Raw genomic sequence first — 17,990 nt, 5'->3', positions numbered from 1 at the left:
ATAATGGCAAATAAAAATAACATTTTTAATAGCTAAGATTCATCGACGCATAAAAACAGAATTTATGTAATTGAAAACAAACAAAAAACTCCATAAATGATGATGATAAGGTTTGGTGGGCCCGCCGGGACTTGAACCCGGGATCTCCCGCGCGTGAGGCTTAGGCGGGGCATCAGCCCCTGGGCATCCTACCAAGCTAGACTACGGGCCCGACGTGATTGTTCCTCACTAATTTAAAAGCATTTTTCTTCGATATCCTTACTGATTTTCCCGCTTACTGAATTTGATTTATGGAGGTTAGGAGACATAGATCAAATGGGTCTACCCATTTGGTTATTGCCTGTTGTCTTTGTTATGTGATTACCCTGTTCACATCGTCTCTTTGCGCATTTTCTATTTTTTGACATGCGTCTCATGTTAACTGGATGGGATACTTTTATAATGAACATTGTTTCGGCATTCTCTTGTCATGGGTAGGGGAATCAAGACCAACGGACTTCCTTACAGGACTCGTGTTTATATAAATAACCAAGTCCTAATACCATCGAGCATTATTAAGGCCCTCGGTATCGAGAAGAGCCTATTTGTTAACGTGGTCATTAGGCATGGTAACAGCGTTATCAGGATTAATAGAGTTAAGTTATTGAGGAACAGGCGTGCGCTTTCCCGTCAATTCACTATACCAAGGGAGATCAGGGAGACCTTCAACATTATGCCTCTTGATGAAATTGAAATAATGCATATAGAGCCCATTGAGTCTGGCGGGCATTATGTTGGTAGCGCACCCAGGAACTGATGTAATTACCCCCTTCTTTCCCTTATTTTTATGATACTTATGTAAAGTACTATTGCAGCTGGTATATAGTAAAGCGGCAGTCCTCCATGTATTGGTATAGTTGGATATGTAAAGATATGGAGACTACTAATGTAGCCCCATGAATGCGGTATATGCCCAGAGAACAGCCAAAATGCTGCATCCTCGCTCCATATTGCTATATCAGCAGCAAATAACCACTGCCAGAAATCCCCGAACACGGCCCACGGTATTGCCAGCACTATTGCAACGCCAACTCTATAGAGCCACATGCCCAACCACGGGTAGTAATGAACTAGGGCTAGGTACCATGAGTTTACTGGGTCGTGGTGAAATGCATATACAAGCTCCGGCAAAATCATCGCTTCAATCATTGCATAGCCTATGCCAGTTACGATTGGAGGTATTGTTATCTTAATCCAATTGACCATCCTCATTTAAGGGGATACGCTACAGCCTAATAAGCTTTGTTACTTTACGATAGACGTTACTGACCTCCAGAACTTAATACCCTCCCTGCTTAGACCATTAATCACTTCGTTCAATAGATTTCTATTGCTGATATAAGCTTCTTCAATTGGTGTTAGTCCTTCGCCTTTGATCTTGTCCTTGGCCACTAGGTCGGCTATGATGGCTGCCGTGAAGCCGGTGAGCCTAGCCATTGACGTGAAATCACCCTTAGCATGGTCAATACCCTCAAACCTAACAATAGCCCTATCACCACCTGCCTCACCCACAGCCTCAACAACGGTTATTGAGAAGTCATTTACACCAAACCTCAGTGACTTAGAGAGCACGTACTTTGCTGTCTCCACATCACTTAGCAACCCAAGGTCCTTTAGGACCCTCATAACCTCCAAATGTCTCCTCCACCTAATAGTCCTCTCGTAAACACTCCTCAGCGTCCTGAAGTACTTGGGTAATGAAACTAGTAATGTGCTCAAGCCATCCGTGTAGAACTCCGCGAAATCACCATCAACAAGCCAAGTCCTGAAGTCAAAGATCTCCGCAAGAGGCTCAACACTAACCACCTTGCCATCCCTAATGATCGTCGCAGGCCTAACATACTCATCAGCAGTACTCCCAAGGGAGAAGAGTAATTCATAGTAAAGTGGTGGTCTCGGATTAACCGGGTTACCGCCAACGTGTATACCAACCTCCTCAACGGCCTCAAGCTCACTGGCCGCCGCCATAGCCAGCAAATTCGTAAGCCCAGGGGCCCAGCCACAGGCTGGAATAATAATGGGTCCATTATTCAACTTATGGGCCAATTCCTCGTTGTAACTCCACATGAATATTAGGTCAATCACCGGCTTACCGAGTTCATGGGTCTTAAGGACCACCTGATCAGCTATTGACTGCGGAACTGCACTAATGATTACGTCATTCTCGCCGGCAATGCGCCTTAAATCCTCGTACTTCGTGGCATCAGCCTTAACGGCACCATTAACGCCAATCCTCCTAGCCCCATTGATTGCCTCCTCACTGTTGTCATAACCATTAACGACATGGTCCGTATGCTTAACCAGGTAATGGGCAGTTGCACGTCCCATGGGACCTAAACCAACAATACCTACGGCAACCACGGTATTAATGGGCATCCTAGCATCTTTATTAATCCAACCCACTCAGTCCCTCTTGGTCTCTGTTTCCTCTGTTTCCTCAGTACTCATGTAGTAGTAATACTCACCAATACTTCTCTGTAACCTATCTAGATATGAGCCTCTCTTATTTATTCTTGGCCTACCCACCTGGGGTTCCCTCCTAAATGTCACGTCCTGGTTCTTAAGGAACTCATTCATGCCTGCCCTCAGGTCAGTAGGCGATTCCGCAATGCCGTGTTTACCAGGCTCCCCTAGGAATACCATGACTGACGTGCTTAGGTAATCAATCATCGTTATGTCGTGTTCAATAACAAGGGCAATAACGTCCCTCTCCTCAATTATCCTCCTTATTACTGACGCAACCCTAACCCTCTGTTCAATGTCCAGGTAGGCCATGGGCTCATCAAGTAGGTAAACCTCCACATCCTTGAGTAATGACCCAGCGACAACCACCCTCTGGAGTTCACCGCCACTTAAGCCCGATAATTCCCTATCCATCAAAGGTATTAGTGATAATCCATTGGCTAGATCGGGCCAGATTATTCTCGTGTTGAAATCATTACCTGCGGTCATAGCAAGGTATTCCCTTACGGTCTTATCACCGTACTTAATGGCCAAGTCTCTAACGTACTGAGGCTTATAACTAATCCTAGCCTCGCCATGCGGGATCACGACCCCTGAGTCAGGCTCTACCTCATTAACGAGGAGTCTCGCAAACGTGGTCTTACCAATGCCATTGGGGCCTAATACGCCAATGACCTCACCCCTATGGATAACGCCGGCCCTAACCTCAAGCTTAAAATCACCAAGTCTCTTTACCAAGTCAGTCCACTCAAGCAGTATCCTTTCCCTCTGGATGGGCCTTGGGGCTGGCTTGACCCTGAACTTAATGGGTTCCCTCCTTATCAACATGTTCTCACTAGCTAAGTAACCACTAAGGTACTCATTAATGCCCTCCCTGGCGCCCCTCATGTGGGATACAATACCATAAGCGCCGGGCTTACCGTAGAGAATAACCACTTGATCCGCTAGGTAATCAAGTACGGCCAAGTCGTGGTCTATGACTATCACGTACTTATTACCACCGGCGGTATCCCTAATGGCCTCTGCAACCCTCATCCTTTCAACAATATCAAGGTGGGTTGTTGGTTCATCAAATATGTACGTATCAGCGCCCCTAAGGAGCGCCGCTGCAATTGCAAGTCTCTGCAGCTCACCGCCGCTTAACTTACTAACGTCCCTATTGAGTAAATGCATGAGGTTTAGCTTCCCCGCGATCCTCATGACCTCCTCCTCACTGCCCACCTTCATTAATACGTCCTTAACCGTGCCCTTAACATACATGGGTATTAACTCGATATACTGGGGCTTATGAACAACCCTAATCTCACTCCTGTACAGCTTATTTAAGTAGGGTTGTAGCTCCGTACCCCTAAAGAACCTTATGATATCATCCACAGAGGACTGGGTGTTTGTGCACAGGTTCGGTTTTAACTCACCTGAGAGTATCTTGGCTATTGTTGTCTTACCCATTGCATTCTGCCCAATTATACCGAGAACCCTACCAGGCTTGGGCATGGGCAGCCTGAAGAGTTTGAAGCCGCTGGGGCCGTATTGATGGACACAGTCCTCACCCAACTCACTGGGTAGATTAACGATCGTTATTGCCTCAAAGGGACACTTCCTAACGCATATGCCACAGGCCGTGCATAGGTCAGTAATGACTGGATGGCCCAACTGCTCGTCCATATATATTGCCCTCTTACCACTCCTCACGATTGGGCAGAACCTAATACACTCCTGACTACACTTCCTTGGTTGGCACAGGTCCTTATCAACAACTGCTATTCTGACGGGCATTATTGACGGTTTATGGCTGGATTAAGTGGAATTAAAACTTATGCCATAGGTAGAGAGTAATGCTAATAAGACTCGTCCAGCGCCACGTTGGTGATGAAGGTGAGGATTGAGCACAGACACCTTTATGTGGCATTAATGCTATACGCGCTATATGCCTTATTAACCATGTACATACTCATGAACTCCGAAGCCAACCCAGTGAATACTTACCTATTCTTTACTGTATTCAATAATAAGGTGCAGGCACTAACGCCATTACTTACCGTAATCAGCATTGATGACTACGGAAGAGCCCTTTTCTGGATACCCATAGCCCTAATACTATGGTACTTCGGTGGTAGGTATAGGAGGGCGAGCGTATTGATGGTTTCCGCATTTGTAATAAGCCTACTGCTTGGTGAGTTAATGAAGCATATAATCTACGAACCAAGGCCATTCCTCGTACTTCACATAACCCCACTAATTCATGAGCAATTGGATTCATCATATCCCTCCGGCCACGCATTAATCGTAGGCACTGGGGCGTACTCTGCAATAATTGCGCTACCCTGGTACGTATCACTACCCCTAACCCTGGAGGCCCTACTTGTGTCTTATGGCAGGATTTATGTTGGTGTTCACTGGCCACTCGACGTAATTGCAGGTTGGTTGTTGGGAATCGCCAACGTTGAACTTGTACTTGCGCTACCTCAGTACTACGGGGTCATTTATATGATAATGAAGAAACTACTCGGTTGGTTGAGCCGCCGGTCTAATGGTTCTCCTACCAATTATTAAGAAGCCAGTGTGCGCATTAATCCAGGTATGCGGCCTAACCTCATTGGGCTCAGTTTTCCACTCCCTAACCGTCACATCGAGCATCCTCACGTTTACATAACCTGCCCCCTTCATTGCCGTAATGACCTTAATTACCTGGTTCACTGTGGGTACGTAAATCACCAAAATACCGTCGGTCCTAAGCGCTTCGGTTGCGCTGGGCAGGGCATTCCATGGATCACCCATGTCCAGGATCACGGCATCTAACTCCTTCTCAAGGAATCCCTCGGTACTCACATCCCTGAGTCTGAGTTCAACCCATTCATTGAGGCCAAGCAGTTCAAGGTTTCTCCTTGCGGTCCTTATGGAATCCTCCCTCTTGTCATAACCGTATACCTTACCGTCAGGTCTCACGTAATAGGCTAGCACGGCAGTCATAAAGCCACTGCCAACGCCTGCCTCCGCAACCTTACTGCCAGGGCCTATGCCTGCGCTAATTATTATCTGCGCGGCGTCCTTAGGGTATATGACCTGCGTCACCCTGCCTCCCCTTTCAAGCAGTATATCCGTAATTAAGGGCCTTAGTATGGCTACTTCATAGCCAAGGCTTGTCCTCACAATGATGCCGTACTCATTCCCTATTATATCATCGCCATTGATAATACCCCTTATGGTGTTTATTCTCGAGCCTTTAACGACTTTAATCACCGACCTAACCCCATCACCGACAAGTAGAACGTAATCCCCCTCCCTTATTGGCATATTTGTCTCGAGGTAAATGCGGTTTTGGCTATTTATGAATTTTTACGGGAATAAGCATCAATGGCTTTCTCCAGGTAATCCATGAATTCCTCCAAGGTGCCATTAACAGATCCCTCCCTAACCAACTCATCCCACTTGTTAATAATTTCCCTAAACTCGGTCTTGGCCTTTACGGCATCGCTTATTGACGATATCTCGATCTTAAGGTCAACATAGCCTCCCTTTCCTATGCCGGGGCAGTAACCAAGTGCTTTATCATAAACCTCGAACTTGGCAATATCGCCATTAAGCCAGTAAATGAATGGGTAATACCTACACACGTTGGGCTTGACCGAGTGTACTGAGCAAATCAACTTATCACCGATCCACTTATTGAATATGCACGTGCCATCAAGCCTCTTCTTAAGCACAAGGTAGTACTCGCCATCCCTAAGTCTTATCACTGGTTCATCCCAGTCAGCGGCCATTTCCTTAGGGAATAATGCCAGGAATTCCCTGGGCCTCATTCCAGTGTACCTAGCGATCCTCGCAACATCCCTATGCGTCACTGGTATCCAGTAACGCCTACAGCACTCACCGCATAATACACAGGTGAACCTAACCCTAGGGAACTCAGCCTTCATCATGGTTAAACCATTAACCACAGACTTTTAAGGTATTTCGTTAATTACTGAATTTAAGGTTTAGGATTGCACTGTTTATTATGAAGATGGTGCCTGCGTACCAGTTGAGCTCCTAACATCCTGCAGGTACTTGCTTACCTCATCAGTTGTTAATTTCCTGAACATCTTCGTATTAACATCGATAACCCCAATCTCCAGCCTATCGGGCTCCGCTGCCTCAAGCACGAGACTCAATGCTCTAACTGCCAGTCTCACGCAATCGTTAATGCTAATATCATACTTATACTCCTTCTCTAGGAATTCCGTTATTCTACTTGACTCGGCACCCATGGCAACTGCATAGAAACCGAAGTAGATACCGCCAGGATCTGTCTGGAATAGCCTCGGTCCATGCTTATCAACTCCACCAACAATTAATGCGGCGCCAAAGGGCCTCACGCCGCCGTACTGAGTATGCACCTGCTTAAGATCACTAATTCTCCTGGTCAATAACTCAACGTCTATGGGTTCATCATAGAGTAACTTGTGTGTTTGGGCTTCCTGCCTTGCGTGTTCAATGAGTACTCTGGCATCTGATAGTAGGCCTGATGCTGCTATACCCACGTGGTCATCAACCATATAAACCTTCTCAATGCTGTTCAAGTCAATTAAGGCGCTCACCTTCCTCTTTTCGGCAGCGAGTACAACGCCGTCGGCGCACTTAATACCGATGGTAGCCCAACCCCTCTTAACAGCCTCGCCGGCGTACCTAACCTGGTACAACTCACCCTCTGGACTAAATATTGTTATGGCCCTATCGTATCCATATACTTGTGGAGAGAACATATTTGTCGATATTGTGTTGTCAAGGGGTTTTTAAATCAAACCTACTTGTTACTTGTTTCGCGGAGTCGCGCGTAACCTTTTTAAATAAGTAATCGAGTCCGATATCGGATATGAGAATAGCAATATCCGTAAGTAATGGCTTTGTCTCTGGACCTGGTGAGGGAGACGAGGTGTGGATAATTGAGGTTGAGGATAGTGGCAACTACAAGTTAATTGAGCGATATGAAAACCCAGCGAGGTATGCACAGCAGGTAAGGGGTGTGTTCATGTTGAGGAGTTTGCTTGATCGTGGAGTTAACACGGTAATACTCTCCGAAATAGGTCCTCCAGGCTATAGATGGGCCGTTGAAAGGGGAATCAAGATATACATATTCGAAGGCCGTGTTGAGGATGCAATCAAGGCCTTTATCGAGGGCAAATTAACTGAGGCGCAGGGACCGACACATGGTGAGCATCATGGTGGCCATGGCCATCACGGTAGTCACCACAGGCATGCCGAGGATTTCACGAAGTACGACTTCCTAAAACCCTATGTAAGTAATGGCATGGTTATTGCTGACTTAGGATGCGGCGATGGCTATTACTGCAACTTCTTCAAGGATTATGCATCAAGGCTCTACTGCGTTGACGTTGATGAGGTGGCGATCGAGGATGTTCGTAGGAAGTTCAGTAATTACAGCAATGTGACCATACTTAATGAGGACGTTACAAGTACATCAATACCAAGTAATAGTGTTGACTTGGCCTTTATGTCCAACGTATTTCATGATATTGAGGATAAGGAAGCAGCTGTTAGGGAGATAAGTAGGATCCTGAGACCTGGCGGTAAGTTGTTAATTATTGAATTTAAGGAGGGTGTGGTGTTTGGACCCCCGTTTAAGCTGAGCCCTGAGGAAGTTGAGCATTACTTCAGTGGAGATTTTGTGAGGGAGGACTACGTAGAGGTCTCTCCTTATCATTACATGCTGGTTTTAAAAAAGTCTAAGTAGGTGCAATCTGGATATTGCTTACTATGATTTAAATATAGGTATCTATAGGTAAAATTATGATGAAGAATGAAGGGAAAACCCGACTGGGTGGGGAAGTACGAGGATATCATTAATGAATTACGCCTGGCACTTTACGATTTTGAAATGGGTATCATAGATTTTCAATCATTTATTAATAGAATAAACAAGTCATTAATTAATCATGATTATGACCCAGTGAAGGTCATAAGGTCCGACACAATGACTGAGTTATTCGGGGCGTATGCGGTATACGTACCGCATCGGTTAACCTCAATTATATACGTCTCTACCGAACTTATGAATGGGCCAAGAACTTTCCTCGGTAGAGTTCTTATGCATGAGGTTTTCCATCACGTTCTCTATCAACGGCCGCCATCATTACTATTTAAATTAGCGCCGAAGAGGGGCGAGCCGCTGTTTCTTATTATTTCTCCATTAATATTTCTCATAGCGTTGGCAATACCCTTTAACAACGTACTGCTTGATTTCCTTCCCCACATTCTCATTGGAGTATCGGCTACCATGGCATTAACGATTGCGGTACTTATTAAAGCCCTGAGTAGGCACGAGTTGGTTGCCACAGCACTGGTGATTTACCTAATAACGGGTAGGTGGGTTACTGATTGGGTTTATTACCATGATGAGAACGCGTTAATGAATCTTAAGTGGCGTGATGAGGTTAGGCCTAGGGAGATTATCGTAATGCAAAGGTAAATTAGGGGTTCAGGAATTAGGGCATTAATGGTTAAGGCTGTACTTCTCGATATAGACGGTACTCTAACAAGGGATAGAGATACGGAGGCACTGGAGCCTGAGGCAATAGCTGCTATACAGGATATCGTGGGAAGGTACGTAGTTGGTCTTGTCACTGGCAATGCCCTGGTGGTCACGCAGGCACTTGCGCGCTATATAGGACTACCCAGGGGATCACCCCTTATTGCCGAGAATGGTTGTCTCGTGGATTATAATGGGGAGGTCCGTGAATTATGCGAAGACTTGAATTTGAGGGATGCGGCCTTAAGGCTCATGAAGGCTATTCCTGATTTAAGGCCAACCTATCAATTTAATTATAGGAGGTTTGACATAACGCTGTGGGCACCTGGTGATCCGCTTGATTTGGTTAATGCCGTTAAGATAGAGCTAAGGAAAATGAACCTGGAAAATAGGGTGAGGGTTTCTCATAGTGGCTATGCGCTTCATCTGCAACCAATCAACTCGAGTAAGGCGGTTGGCATTAAGTATATCTGTAGTGCAATGGGTATTGGCTGCAGTGACGTTGTTTACATCGGTGATAGCGACACTGATGTAGAGGCCATGGAAATTGTTGGTTATGGAGTGGCAGTGTCTAACGCAACTGATGAACTTAAGAAAAGGGCGAGGATAGTGCTGGAGAAGCCCAGTGGTAAGGGTGTCGCGGATTTCATAAGGTACTACCTACCTAGGTTATGATCTCCTGAACATCATTAGCAAATAATTATACGTATTCTCCACATTAAAGTTATTCCTAACAAAGTCCCTAAAGTCCTCATACCTCCTGGTGAAATCATTATCTAAACCCCTGGTTAAGTTATTCCATAGTGATCTACCTAAGCCGACGTTTCCCGAGGCCTCTATACTTAATGGTACGTCTAGGGCCAATACAGTTATTGCACAGTCAACTGTTGGTTGGCAAGCTGACAATAATCTCATTATCTCATCACCATTAAATGCATTAATTAGGTGCTGGATTAATGACTGTGATTGCGCTATTACTAGGTCAATGGTCCTCTTAAGTAGGGCCAGGGAGACCCTATGCACCACCTGATCATCTATACTCTGTGGTATGCTCCAAGTGCTTGATAGTACGGGATCCCTCATAACCTTTATGAGGGCCACCTCACGCAGGAGTATAACCCGCATGCGGCTCTCCTCCAACTGAAGTAGTTTGCTTGGTATTACTGATATGACTACGGGTTCGTCAATACCAACATTGATACACTTTATAGGCCATTCCTCATGGGTGACGGTACTCATACCCAATGCCTCCCTTACCTTATTATGATCATCAGTTACGTAAACCATAATGTCATTGCTCGGCACCCCAAGTTCCTCCAGCGCCCACTCAATAACTTCCATCACCCTGTCCACTTCCTCCCTTGATGTACCTATTAATTGTATAATCTCCATACAGGCGGTGATTCCGCGGGCATTTAATATTCCCTATTTAAGTTGTAGGCGTTGCCCGTGGATAAAACCCTAGTGAGAGTCTTAAATGGCGGTAAAAGCTTTTAAAGGAACAATCTCCCTGCCTTTACTAATGGTATTGCCAAGGTATGATGTCGTGTTGACCACGGATCGATCGATGATGAGCAATTATCATGGTAAGGAGTTCCTCGGGTTCGTGACAACAGGCCCATTATTCATAACTGTAGGGCCCTTCAGGAAGATTGGTGAGTGGATTCATGAGTATATTGCAATGCCTAAAATGAAGGTTGATAAATACGGTAGGCCGCATCAAGCACCCTACGGTATGAGAAAAATAGAAGCCGCACTGCTTGATGCAGGCATTAGTGCTGCAATAATTGACCCCGATCACGTGCATAAGTACATACCCAGCGCTAGGATTCTCATGCTCAGTCACCATGATTACTTCGGATTTAACCCACCATCATCTACCTGGTCAGCCATTGTAGGCAGGGAATCACTAAATGCCTACTCCTTCAGGAGGTTCATGACGAGGATAAGGCCGTACGTAATGGATGCTAAGAGGAATAACGGGCTTAAGGTGGTTGTTGGCGGGCCCTCCGCGTGGCAATGGCTATACCTACCGGAATTAATGGGCTTCTTCGGCATTGATTCTGTGTTTGACGGTGAGGGCGAGAAACTTGCAGTTGAGGTAGTGAGGAGGATCCTAAATAACGAACCTGTGCCTAGGTATGTGTATGTTGGTGTAAATGACGTGCCAAGCATTGATGAGATACCATCAATAAAGTACCCCGCCATTAATGGATTCGTTGAGATCGGTAGAGGATGCCCAAGGGGCTGTGCCTTTTGCTCAGTAACCCTAAGGCCACTTAGGTGGTATCCACTGGAGAAGATTGAGGAGGAGTTGAAACTGCATGTGAAACACGGCATAGTACATGGCCTGATACACTCTGATGATGTACCGCTATATGGATCAACAGGCATTGAGTTAAACCCTGATAAGTTAATCGCGCTACATAAACTTGTTAAGAGGTACTATCTGACAATAGCCTGGAGCCACACGACCCTAGCTTCGGTTTTAATTGCCGAGAAGAAGTATGATAAGTTAGCCACAAAGATAGCGGAGATCATTGAGGATGAACACCAGGACTGGTGGGGTGCCCAGGTAGGTCTTGAGACTGGCTCCAGGAGGTTAGCCAAAGCCATAATGCCCGGTAAGGCCGCACCGTTTAAGATTGAGGATTGGTGGGACGTCGTTGAAGAGGCATTGGGTGTAATGCATGATATTAAGCTTATACCTGCCCTAACCGTGATTGTTGGATTACCTGGCGAGACTGAGGATGATGTTATGGAAACGATAGAACTCCTTGATAGAATAAGGCCCTACAGGAGCCTGGTTGTGCCCATGTTCTACGTACCCATGAACCATATTAGGGCTGAGAAGGATGGCTGGATAATTAAGTACAACCTAATGCCTGAGCACATCGAGCTAATGAAGAAGATGTTTGAGCACAGTATTTACTGGGCTAAGGATATTGTTAATCACTTCTACCTAAGAGGCCCACAGTATTGGCCTGTTAGGGCTGCGGTTAACTACTTCATTAATTATGTGGAGGGGAGGGTTAGGTCGATGTATGAGAGGCTTGACCAGATTGCCGCTGAGATTAAGGATAGAAAACTCGTGTCGAAGGTGGAGGCCCCTAAGCTCCTGGAGATGTATGGCTCATCCATTAACGATGAGGAACAACAGTGAGAACTAAATAGTTACTACTTCATTAGTTCCTGCAATTTAACCAACTCATGGTCGGCAAATACCACCTTTGCCTCATTAATGCTAAGGTTTCTGAAGGTTTCGAAATTCTCCCACGGATACACTATGTAAACCCACTTCACCCATCTATAGGCGTAGTAATCAGGGACGTACTTGCTGGATAATACCTTGTAGTCCAAGACAGCGGTCCTAACCTCGCCCGCGCCTGCACGGGCTAATTCCTCCTTAGCAGCACTAAGTGTTAATCCAGTATCGCTTACATCATCGATTAACAACACATTAAGGTTCCTTACATCAATGCTCGGCCTATACTTAATGACGACCCGATCTCTGGACTTGCCAAAGTCCCAATGCGTCAATTGCATTAAATCCACGGGAACCCCCATCATGTCGGATAACAACGATGCCAGCACAACGCCACCCTTAGAAATTCCCATTATCACATCGGGTTTAAACCCATTCATCAGGATGTCCTGAACCAACTTCAAGGCTCCCCTTTCAATATCTTCCCATTTATACCGGTGGTAGTCCGCCATTATGACTTGTGGAAGGGGTGCATTTATAAACTCAACGTTTTACGTGACCAAGTAAACCCACTGCCTTTCCTCAGGGTTTAGTGAGTGGGATAAGGGATTTATGGTTTGGTGAAGTAAATTAATGATGGACTATGGTTAGTAGGCATCGGGTTATGTTAATTGTTGGGATTGTGTTAATCATAGCATCGCTAATACCCATGTACTATTCGCACCAGGAATCAGTTATATCGTATGAGCATGTTAATGCCACCACGTGTATGGGGGTACTGAACAGGATCATTAATGGTTACCTAGTGAATAATGAAATAGAGCAGGTAATAAATACAATGGGCAGCTCATTATTAATATCCATTGAAGTACACGTGGATTACTCAAACGGTACAAGCATAACCTATGGGAGTTACATACCCGCTGGTTTTAATAATGTATTTATAACGCCTATGGTCTCTGGATCAATTGAGATCTTTGGCAGATCGCACTGTGCTTATGTGGGTGATGGTTATGTTGTTAACGTGTTCATAGGACAATATCCAGCGACCCTTCACCTCTTTGGTATCGGTATATTACTCCTCATTATGGGCTTTGCTCTGATAGCACTGGGTGATTACTTAAAGGATAAGGGTGAGCGTGGTGCATATCGTTAAGTTAATAGATTGATAATTTTACACGTTGTGAATTTTCTAATTTTTACGGTAGATAACAAGGTTTATTAAGATCCCTGGAAAGAATAAGGCAATGCTTGCTCAAGTATTACTTCAGGCGGGCACATTAATAGTTGCGGCATTTCTAGCAATAGTACTACTAATAATAGTCATAGCTATACTAGCGTACTCAATTAGGATAGTCCCTGAGTACCAGAGGATCGTTAAGCTTAGGCTTGGTAAGTACAAGGGTATTTACGGTCCTGGGATTGTGTTCATCATACCAGTTATCGACAGACCCATAACAATGGACCTCAGGGTCCTATCAATAGACCTATCTAGTCAGAGGGCCCTAACTAAGGACAACGTTGAGGTCACAATCGACGCTGCAGTGTACATGAGAGTCATTGACGCATCCAAGGCAGTGCTTTCAGTCACTGACTACAGGAGCGCCACGGTGACACTGGGAGCAGCGGTTTTAAGGGATGTTATTGGCATGGTTGACCTGGACACACTGCTCACGCAGAGGGAGGAGGTTGCCAAGAAGATAGCTTCGATCATTGATGAACACGTAAGTCCATGGGGCGTTAAGGTCACTGCCGTCGCCATAAAGGACATAAAGTTACCTGACAGTCTGGTTAGGGCCATGGCAGCCCAGGCAGAGGCTGAGAGGATGAGGAGGGCCAAGGTTATTCTGGCCCAGGCTGACTATGAGGCATCGCAGATGTACCTAAAGGCCGCGGAGACCTATGCGAAGAACACGATATCCCTATCCCTTAGGCAGCTCGATACCCTGCTGGAGGTTGCCAAGGAGCATAACCTGGTCCTGGTTGTGCCCAGTTCGCTGGAGGTTACAGCAATGTCGACGCTTGCCGCCGCTGCACTTAAGAAGCAACAAGAGGGTTCAGGCACAACGTAAGGGGTAACCATGAAGATGAAACGTGAGGTGTCAATACTAGTAATCTTTATCGCCGCATTATTAGTGGCGCCAGTAATACACGCACTAACGCCTGGTTCTAATACGTATGTTATTCATGAGGTATACGTATTTAACCTTAATGGCGAGATCACGGACTTAACATACGAGGAGCTACAGAATGCGCTGCAACTTGCTGAATCAACGCCTAACTCAACGTTATTGATATTATTCGAGACACCAGGTGGTGAATTAGATGCCGCGTTGAGTATTGTGTCGAGTATTGAGAACGCCAGCGTGCCTGTGATAGGTTTCGTTTATCCCGTCGGTTCATATGCCTGGTCTGCGGGCACGTTGGTTCTTATATCAACAACGATAGCCGCAATGGCCCCCAGCACGGTTATAGGTTCCTGCCAACCCGTCGAGATAAACCCAATAACTGGGCAGGAAGAGTTCATAAACGAGAGTAAGATACTCAATGCAATCAGTCAGTACTTCATTGAGGTTGCTGAATTTAGGGATAGAAATGCAACCTTTGCCCATGACTGCGTATTCTACAACACTAACCTTAGTCCTGAGGACGCGCTTAAGTACGGTGTCATAAACTTCGTGGCGAGTAATATAAATTCACTACTTAATGAAATAAATGGTAGTGCGATAAATGGGGTTACGTATTACGTGATTGATCCTGAAATTACGTATTACCAGCCTGGCATTGGTTACCAGGTCTATGAAGCTCTACTAAATTCCACTATCCAGGACCTACTGAGTGGACTAGGCCTATTACTGGCTATTGTTGGTTTTGCAGTAAGGCATTACTACCTAGCTGGTGTTGGCATTATTCTAATGTTAATACCATTAATGACAGGATTACCGATTAACTGGCTAGGCCTGACGTTATTAATAATAGGCTTAGCGGCAATAGCCATAGATGTTCATGCAGGCTTCACAACACACATGGCACTGTTCATTACAGGCCTAGTACTTACTGTGCTGGGCATTGTGTTACTGCAACCAACCTATTCATCCCCATCATGGTTAATAGCCACTAACCAAGTTGAGGCAAGGATAGTCCTCTACACACTGGTTGCCTTTGTTGGTGGCTTTGGAGGTTTTATCGCAGCTAAGGTAATAGGCATAATAAGGACTAAACCTCTCTCCGAGAAGTTATATTGGCCTATTAATGATGTTGGGGTTGCAGTTGATGATATTAATAAGGACGAGGTCGGTTACGTAAAAGTCAGGGGCGAGTACTGGAGGGCTATGGCACTTGAGAGCGTTAGGAGAGACTCAAAGGTCCTAATCGTCGGTATCAAGGATGATACGCTCCTCGTTAAGCCGCTGAGTTAGTTACGTTTATTAAACCCAACCATAGTTCCCATTGATCATGTCAACTAGATACGATGTAAAGCCCAGGTTGGGCATCAGATTTTCATTACCCATGAGCATTCTCCTTTTCATAGGACTCCTGGTGATATCGCCCCTATTGTTATTTATATTCCTGGTACTGGTGAGTATTGGTATTCAGCCATTATTAGCATTAACCTTGACGCTGGGTTCATTATTGACAAGTTACGTGAACATAATGATCGCCGAAGTCACCTACTACATGCCCTTCACTGACCTCATTAAGTTCTTCCCAATACCAATCATTATACAGAGAGTCGATAAATTATTCCTTGAGGTGAATGTTGGTGGTGCCGTAATACCAATAGTAATATCGATATACCTAATAACCGAGTATTTAACAAAAAGCATTGTAGTCATCGTAGCATTTGCGGCATCGCTAGCCATATCCTCACTGATCATTTGGCAGAGTTCGAGGATAATACCCAATATCGGTATTACACTACCGACATCATTGCCGGTCCTTCTCACGCTAATATTCACCCTAATAGCAACAACACTACTCCACGCAAATCCACTGGCCTTCTCCTACAGCCTGGGCTCCCTATCGACATTACTGGGCGCTGACATATTGAATGTGGGGAGGGTCATAAGGACCATGAGGGGTTACGTATCGATCGGTGGAGCTGGAGTTTTTGACGGTATCTACATCACGAGCCTAATGTCATTGATCCTAGCCTCACTATACAGGGTGCTTCTCTAGGAATTAGACAAACTTTTAATCTATACCAACTCACAATCTTTGTGATGAGTTATAGGTCTGCGGATCGTAATGACGATGCCTTGCTGACTGACGCCAGGAGGATAAGGGCCGTGATTTTTGACCTAGACGGCACCTTGGTGGATACAGTACCACTGCATGTGAAATCTTGGATTGAAACGTGCAAAAGACTTGGGTTACCCATGCCTGCTCCAGAGCATGTCATCACACTAATGGGGCTCAAGGCACTGGATATTGCGAGGAAACTATGCGGCGATGAAAACGCTGAAAAAGGACTACAAACTAAGAATGAGATTTACCTATCATTACTAGGTGGCGCTAAGGCCACTAATGGCGCACCTGAGTTACTGGGAATACTTAAGGGTAGGGGCTTCATCGTGGGTGTCGTTACCTCAAGTTCGAGACGAGTGGCCGTGAGGGCACTTGAGGTGACTGGCCTGGATAAATACATAGATGCCCTCGTGGCTGGTGATGAGGTTACTAAGGGAAAACCAGACCCTGAGCCATTAATGAGGATACTCAGCATGTTGGGGCTTGGTGTTCGTGACGTAGTGGTTGTCGGTGATTCGAGGTATGACGTGGAGATGGCACTAAACACAGGCGTTGAGGTGGTGTTCTTTCTCGGTAACTATAAAGATCCACGGGTAATCAGCATTAAGAACCTGATGGACATTGTTCATTATCTTGGTCTTGGTTAAGTTTTATCCATTAAGCATTAATTTTATTAATTTTTCTCAATTTCTATTGGTAATGACTGGTCTACAGCTTGGGTCAACATTATATATCGTGGTGGCGATCGTTGCGATAGCCGTAGTTCTAGCCGTACTGTATAGGCTAGGGTATTTCGGAGGTAAGCGTAGGAGGCATAATCATGGGGAGACTACGGTACAGGGAGTTGGGGTAGGAACTCCACAGCCTAGACAAGGACAAAGAACCCAGCAGTCCAGCTCCAGTACGCAATACCCACTGGTTCCCCAGGAGGCGCCTGGTGGGCAGGGTAGTAGGGTATTGCTTGTTGAGAGTAAGCCCATGGAGGTCAAACCATTGCAGAAGCCGGATAGGGTTATGGATATTGAGAGGCTAGAGAAGATCATCAAGGGCATTGAGAACGAATTAATTCAAATACTCAAGCAGACATCGGCGGACACCACTGACTTACTACTTTCAAAGGTTAATGAACTTAAGAATTACATTGATCAACTGAATAGGCAGTGCCTTGAGCAAAACCCGCCTTTTACGCAGATGGGTTATGTGCCATCCAGCTTATCCGAATTCAGGGAATTGTTCAGGGCATCATTCGTGGGTCTCATGAGAGGAAAGGAGATGCTTGAGTACACTGGTGAGGCGGGTGCGGGCGACGAGGAATTAATCAAGTCAGTCATTAGTTACAATGCAGACTTCATGGTCCTTTACAATAATGGTAAATATATGTATATAATTAAGCATGGAGAGTACTCACTGGCCTTGACGGTGGAGGAATACCTGGACTCAGTGAGCAGCGGCTTAGTTAGACTGCTATTCAGGAGGTTTATCGAGGAAGTGCTCAAACCACAGAGTTGA

The 17,990-nt window shown here is 45.5% G+C and carries 20 protein-coding genes and 1 tRNA gene; 12 read left to right on the top strand and 9 right to left on the bottom strand.

Annotated features, from left to right (window positions below; translation table 11 throughout):
• Nucleotides 1-113 precede the first annotated feature (113 nt).
• Nucleotides 114-211: transfer RNA gene (locus Vsou_RS06265), tRNA-Val, on the bottom strand.
• A gap of 258 nt (nucleotides 212-469) precedes the next feature.
• Between Vsou_RS06265 and Vsou_RS06260 the strand changes: the two genes are divergently transcribed.
• Nucleotides 470-796, top strand: coding sequence for a hypothetical protein (locus Vsou_RS06260; RefSeq protein WP_054843078.1), 327 nt, complete (start codon nucleotides 470-472; stop codon nucleotides 794-796).
• A gap of 5 nt (nucleotides 797-801) precedes the next feature.
• Here the strand turns inward: Vsou_RS06260 and Vsou_RS06255 are convergent, their stop codons facing one another.
• From Vsou_RS06255 to Vsou_RS06245, 3 genes are read right to left on the bottom strand one after another with little or no spacing between them, the layout of a single operon-like run.
• Complete coding sequence (locus tag Vsou_RS06255; RefSeq protein ID WP_229709643.1) at nucleotides 802-1,251, bottom strand: hypothetical protein; 450 nt, start codon at nucleotides 1,249-1,251, stop codon at nucleotides 802-804.
• Between the two features lie 33 nt (nucleotides 1,252-1,284).
• Nucleotides 1,285-2,442 carry a saccharopine dehydrogenase family protein gene (locus Vsou_RS06250; RefSeq protein WP_229709644.1) on the bottom strand — a complete coding sequence of 386 codons (1,158 nt, stop codon included), beginning with the start codon at nucleotides 2,440-2,442 and terminating at the stop codon, nucleotides 1,285-1,287.
• Nucleotides 2,443-4,278: a ribosome biogenesis/translation initiation ATPase RLI gene (locus tag Vsou_RS06245; protein ID WP_188602201.1), complete on the bottom strand. Its 1,836-nt coding sequence runs from the start codon at nucleotides 4,276-4,278 to the stop codon at nucleotides 2,443-2,445.
• 93 nt (nucleotides 4,279-4,371) lie between these two features.
• Here Vsou_RS06245 and sepP point away from each other — a divergent pair, with 93 nt between their 5' ends.
• A complete protein-coding gene (sepP, locus tag Vsou_RS06240) occupies nucleotides 4,372-5,055 on the top strand; it encodes an undecaprenyl-diphosphatase SepP (RefSeq protein ID WP_188602202.1) in 684 nt (227 codons plus the stop codon).
• Here the strand turns inward: sepP and Vsou_RS06235 are convergent.
• The 3 genes from Vsou_RS06235 to psmA all read right to left on the bottom strand — a co-directional run bounded on the left by Vsou_RS06235 (nucleotide 5,005) and on the right by psmA (nucleotide 7,244).
• On the bottom strand, nucleotides 5,005-5,796 hold the full coding sequence (locus tag Vsou_RS06235) for a tRNA (adenine-N1)-methyltransferase (protein ID WP_188602203.1): 792 nt from the start codon (nucleotides 5,794-5,796) through the stop codon (nucleotides 5,005-5,007). The two genes, sepP and Vsou_RS06235, sit on opposite strands and share 51 nt — an antisense overlap.
• A gap of 32 nt (nucleotides 5,797-5,828) precedes the next feature.
• Entirely contained in the window at nucleotides 5,829-6,422 is a 594-nt protein-coding gene (locus Vsou_RS06230) for a YkgJ family cysteine cluster protein (RefSeq protein ID WP_188602204.1), read from the bottom strand.
• A gap of 75 nt (nucleotides 6,423-6,497) precedes the next feature.
• The gene (gene psmA / locus Vsou_RS06225) at nucleotides 6,498-7,244 is read right to left on the bottom strand and encodes an archaeal proteasome endopeptidase complex subunit alpha (RefSeq protein ID WP_188602205.1); all 747 of its coding nucleotides are present in this window, start codon (nucleotides 7,242-7,244) and stop codon (nucleotides 6,498-6,500) included.
• 110 nt (nucleotides 7,245-7,354) lie between these two features.
• Here psmA and Vsou_RS06220 point away from each other — a divergent pair, with 110 nt between their 5' ends.
• The 3 genes from Vsou_RS06220 to Vsou_RS06210 all read left to right on the top strand — a co-directional run bounded on the left by Vsou_RS06220 (nucleotide 7,355) and on the right by Vsou_RS06210 (nucleotide 9,703).
• On the top strand, nucleotides 7,355-8,233 hold the full coding sequence (locus Vsou_RS06220; RefSeq protein ID WP_188602206.1) for a methyltransferase domain-containing protein: 879 nt from the start codon (nucleotides 7,355-7,357) through the stop codon (nucleotides 8,231-8,233).
• Between the two features lie 66 nt (nucleotides 8,234-8,299).
• Nucleotides 8,300-8,968, top strand: coding sequence for a hypothetical protein (locus Vsou_RS06215; protein WP_188602207.1), 669 nt, complete (start codon nucleotides 8,300-8,302; stop codon nucleotides 8,966-8,968).
• Nucleotides 8,969-8,995: 27 nt separating this feature from the next.
• Complete coding sequence (locus Vsou_RS06210; protein ID WP_188602208.1) at nucleotides 8,996-9,703, top strand: phosphoglycolate phosphatase; 708 nt, start codon at nucleotides 8,996-8,998, stop codon at nucleotides 9,701-9,703.
• Here Vsou_RS06210 and Vsou_RS06205 read toward each other — a convergent pair.
• Nucleotides 9,698-10,420, bottom strand: a complete 723-nt coding sequence (locus Vsou_RS06205) for a hypothetical protein (RefSeq protein WP_188602209.1) — start codon at nucleotides 10,418-10,420, stop codon at nucleotides 9,698-9,700. The genes Vsou_RS06210 and Vsou_RS06205 overlap by 6 nt on opposite strands.
• A 130-nt stretch (nucleotides 10,421-10,550) precedes the next feature.
• Between Vsou_RS06205 and Vsou_RS06200 the strand changes: the two genes are divergently transcribed.
• Nucleotides 10,551-12,191: a B12-binding domain-containing radical SAM protein gene (locus tag Vsou_RS06200; protein WP_188602210.1), complete on the top strand. Its 1,641-nt coding sequence runs from the start codon at nucleotides 10,551-10,553 to the stop codon at nucleotides 12,189-12,191.
• A gap of 14 nt (nucleotides 12,192-12,205) precedes the next feature.
• Here the strand turns inward: Vsou_RS06200 and Vsou_RS06195 are convergent, their stop codons facing one another.
• Nucleotides 12,206-12,745 (bottom strand): phosphoribosyltransferase, encoded by a 540-nt coding sequence (locus Vsou_RS06195; protein WP_188602211.1) that lies wholly within the window; start codon nucleotides 12,743-12,745, stop codon nucleotides 12,206-12,208.
• Between the two features lie 152 nt (nucleotides 12,746-12,897).
• Here Vsou_RS06195 and Vsou_RS06190 point away from each other — a divergent pair, with 152 nt between their 5' ends.
• The 6 genes from Vsou_RS06190 (at nucleotide 12,898) to Vsou_RS06165 (ending at nucleotide 17,990) form a co-directional block, all read left to right on the top strand.
• Nucleotides 12,898-13,389: a hypothetical protein gene (locus Vsou_RS06190; RefSeq protein ID WP_264890796.1), complete on the top strand. Its 492-nt coding sequence runs from the start codon at nucleotides 12,898-12,900 to the stop codon at nucleotides 13,387-13,389.
• 91 nt (nucleotides 13,390-13,480) lie between these two features.
• Entirely contained in the window at nucleotides 13,481-14,305 is an 825-nt protein-coding gene (locus Vsou_RS06185; protein WP_188602213.1) for a slipin family protein, read from the top strand.
• A gap of 9 nt (nucleotides 14,306-14,314) precedes the next feature.
• Nucleotides 14,315-15,652 carry an NfeD family protein gene (locus Vsou_RS06180; protein ID WP_188602214.1) on the top strand — a complete coding sequence of 446 codons (1,338 nt, stop codon included), beginning with the start codon at nucleotides 14,315-14,317 and terminating at the stop codon, nucleotides 15,650-15,652.
• Between the two features lie 37 nt (nucleotides 15,653-15,689).
• Nucleotides 15,690-16,412, top strand: coding sequence for a DUF1614 domain-containing protein (locus tag Vsou_RS06175; RefSeq protein ID WP_188602215.1), 723 nt, complete (start codon nucleotides 15,690-15,692; stop codon nucleotides 16,410-16,412).
• Nucleotides 16,413-16,456: 44 nt separating this feature from the next.
• The gene (locus Vsou_RS06170) at nucleotides 16,457-17,128 is read left to right on the top strand and encodes an HAD family hydrolase (RefSeq protein WP_188602216.1); all 672 of its coding nucleotides are present in this window, start codon (nucleotides 16,457-16,459) and stop codon (nucleotides 17,126-17,128) included.
• Nucleotides 17,129-17,180: 52 nt separating this feature from the next.
• Entirely contained in the window at nucleotides 17,181-17,990 is an 810-nt protein-coding gene (locus tag Vsou_RS06165; RefSeq protein ID WP_188602217.1) for a V-type ATP synthase subunit I domain-containing protein, read from the top strand.

The organism is Vulcanisaeta souniana JCM 11219, assembly GCF_026000775.1.
GTDB lineage: Archaea > Thermoproteota > Thermoprotei > Thermoproteales > Thermocladiaceae > Vulcanisaeta > Vulcanisaeta souniana.
The sequence above is the reverse complement of the archived record's forward strand: the minus strand, read 5'-3'. Positions and strand labels throughout refer to the sequence as shown.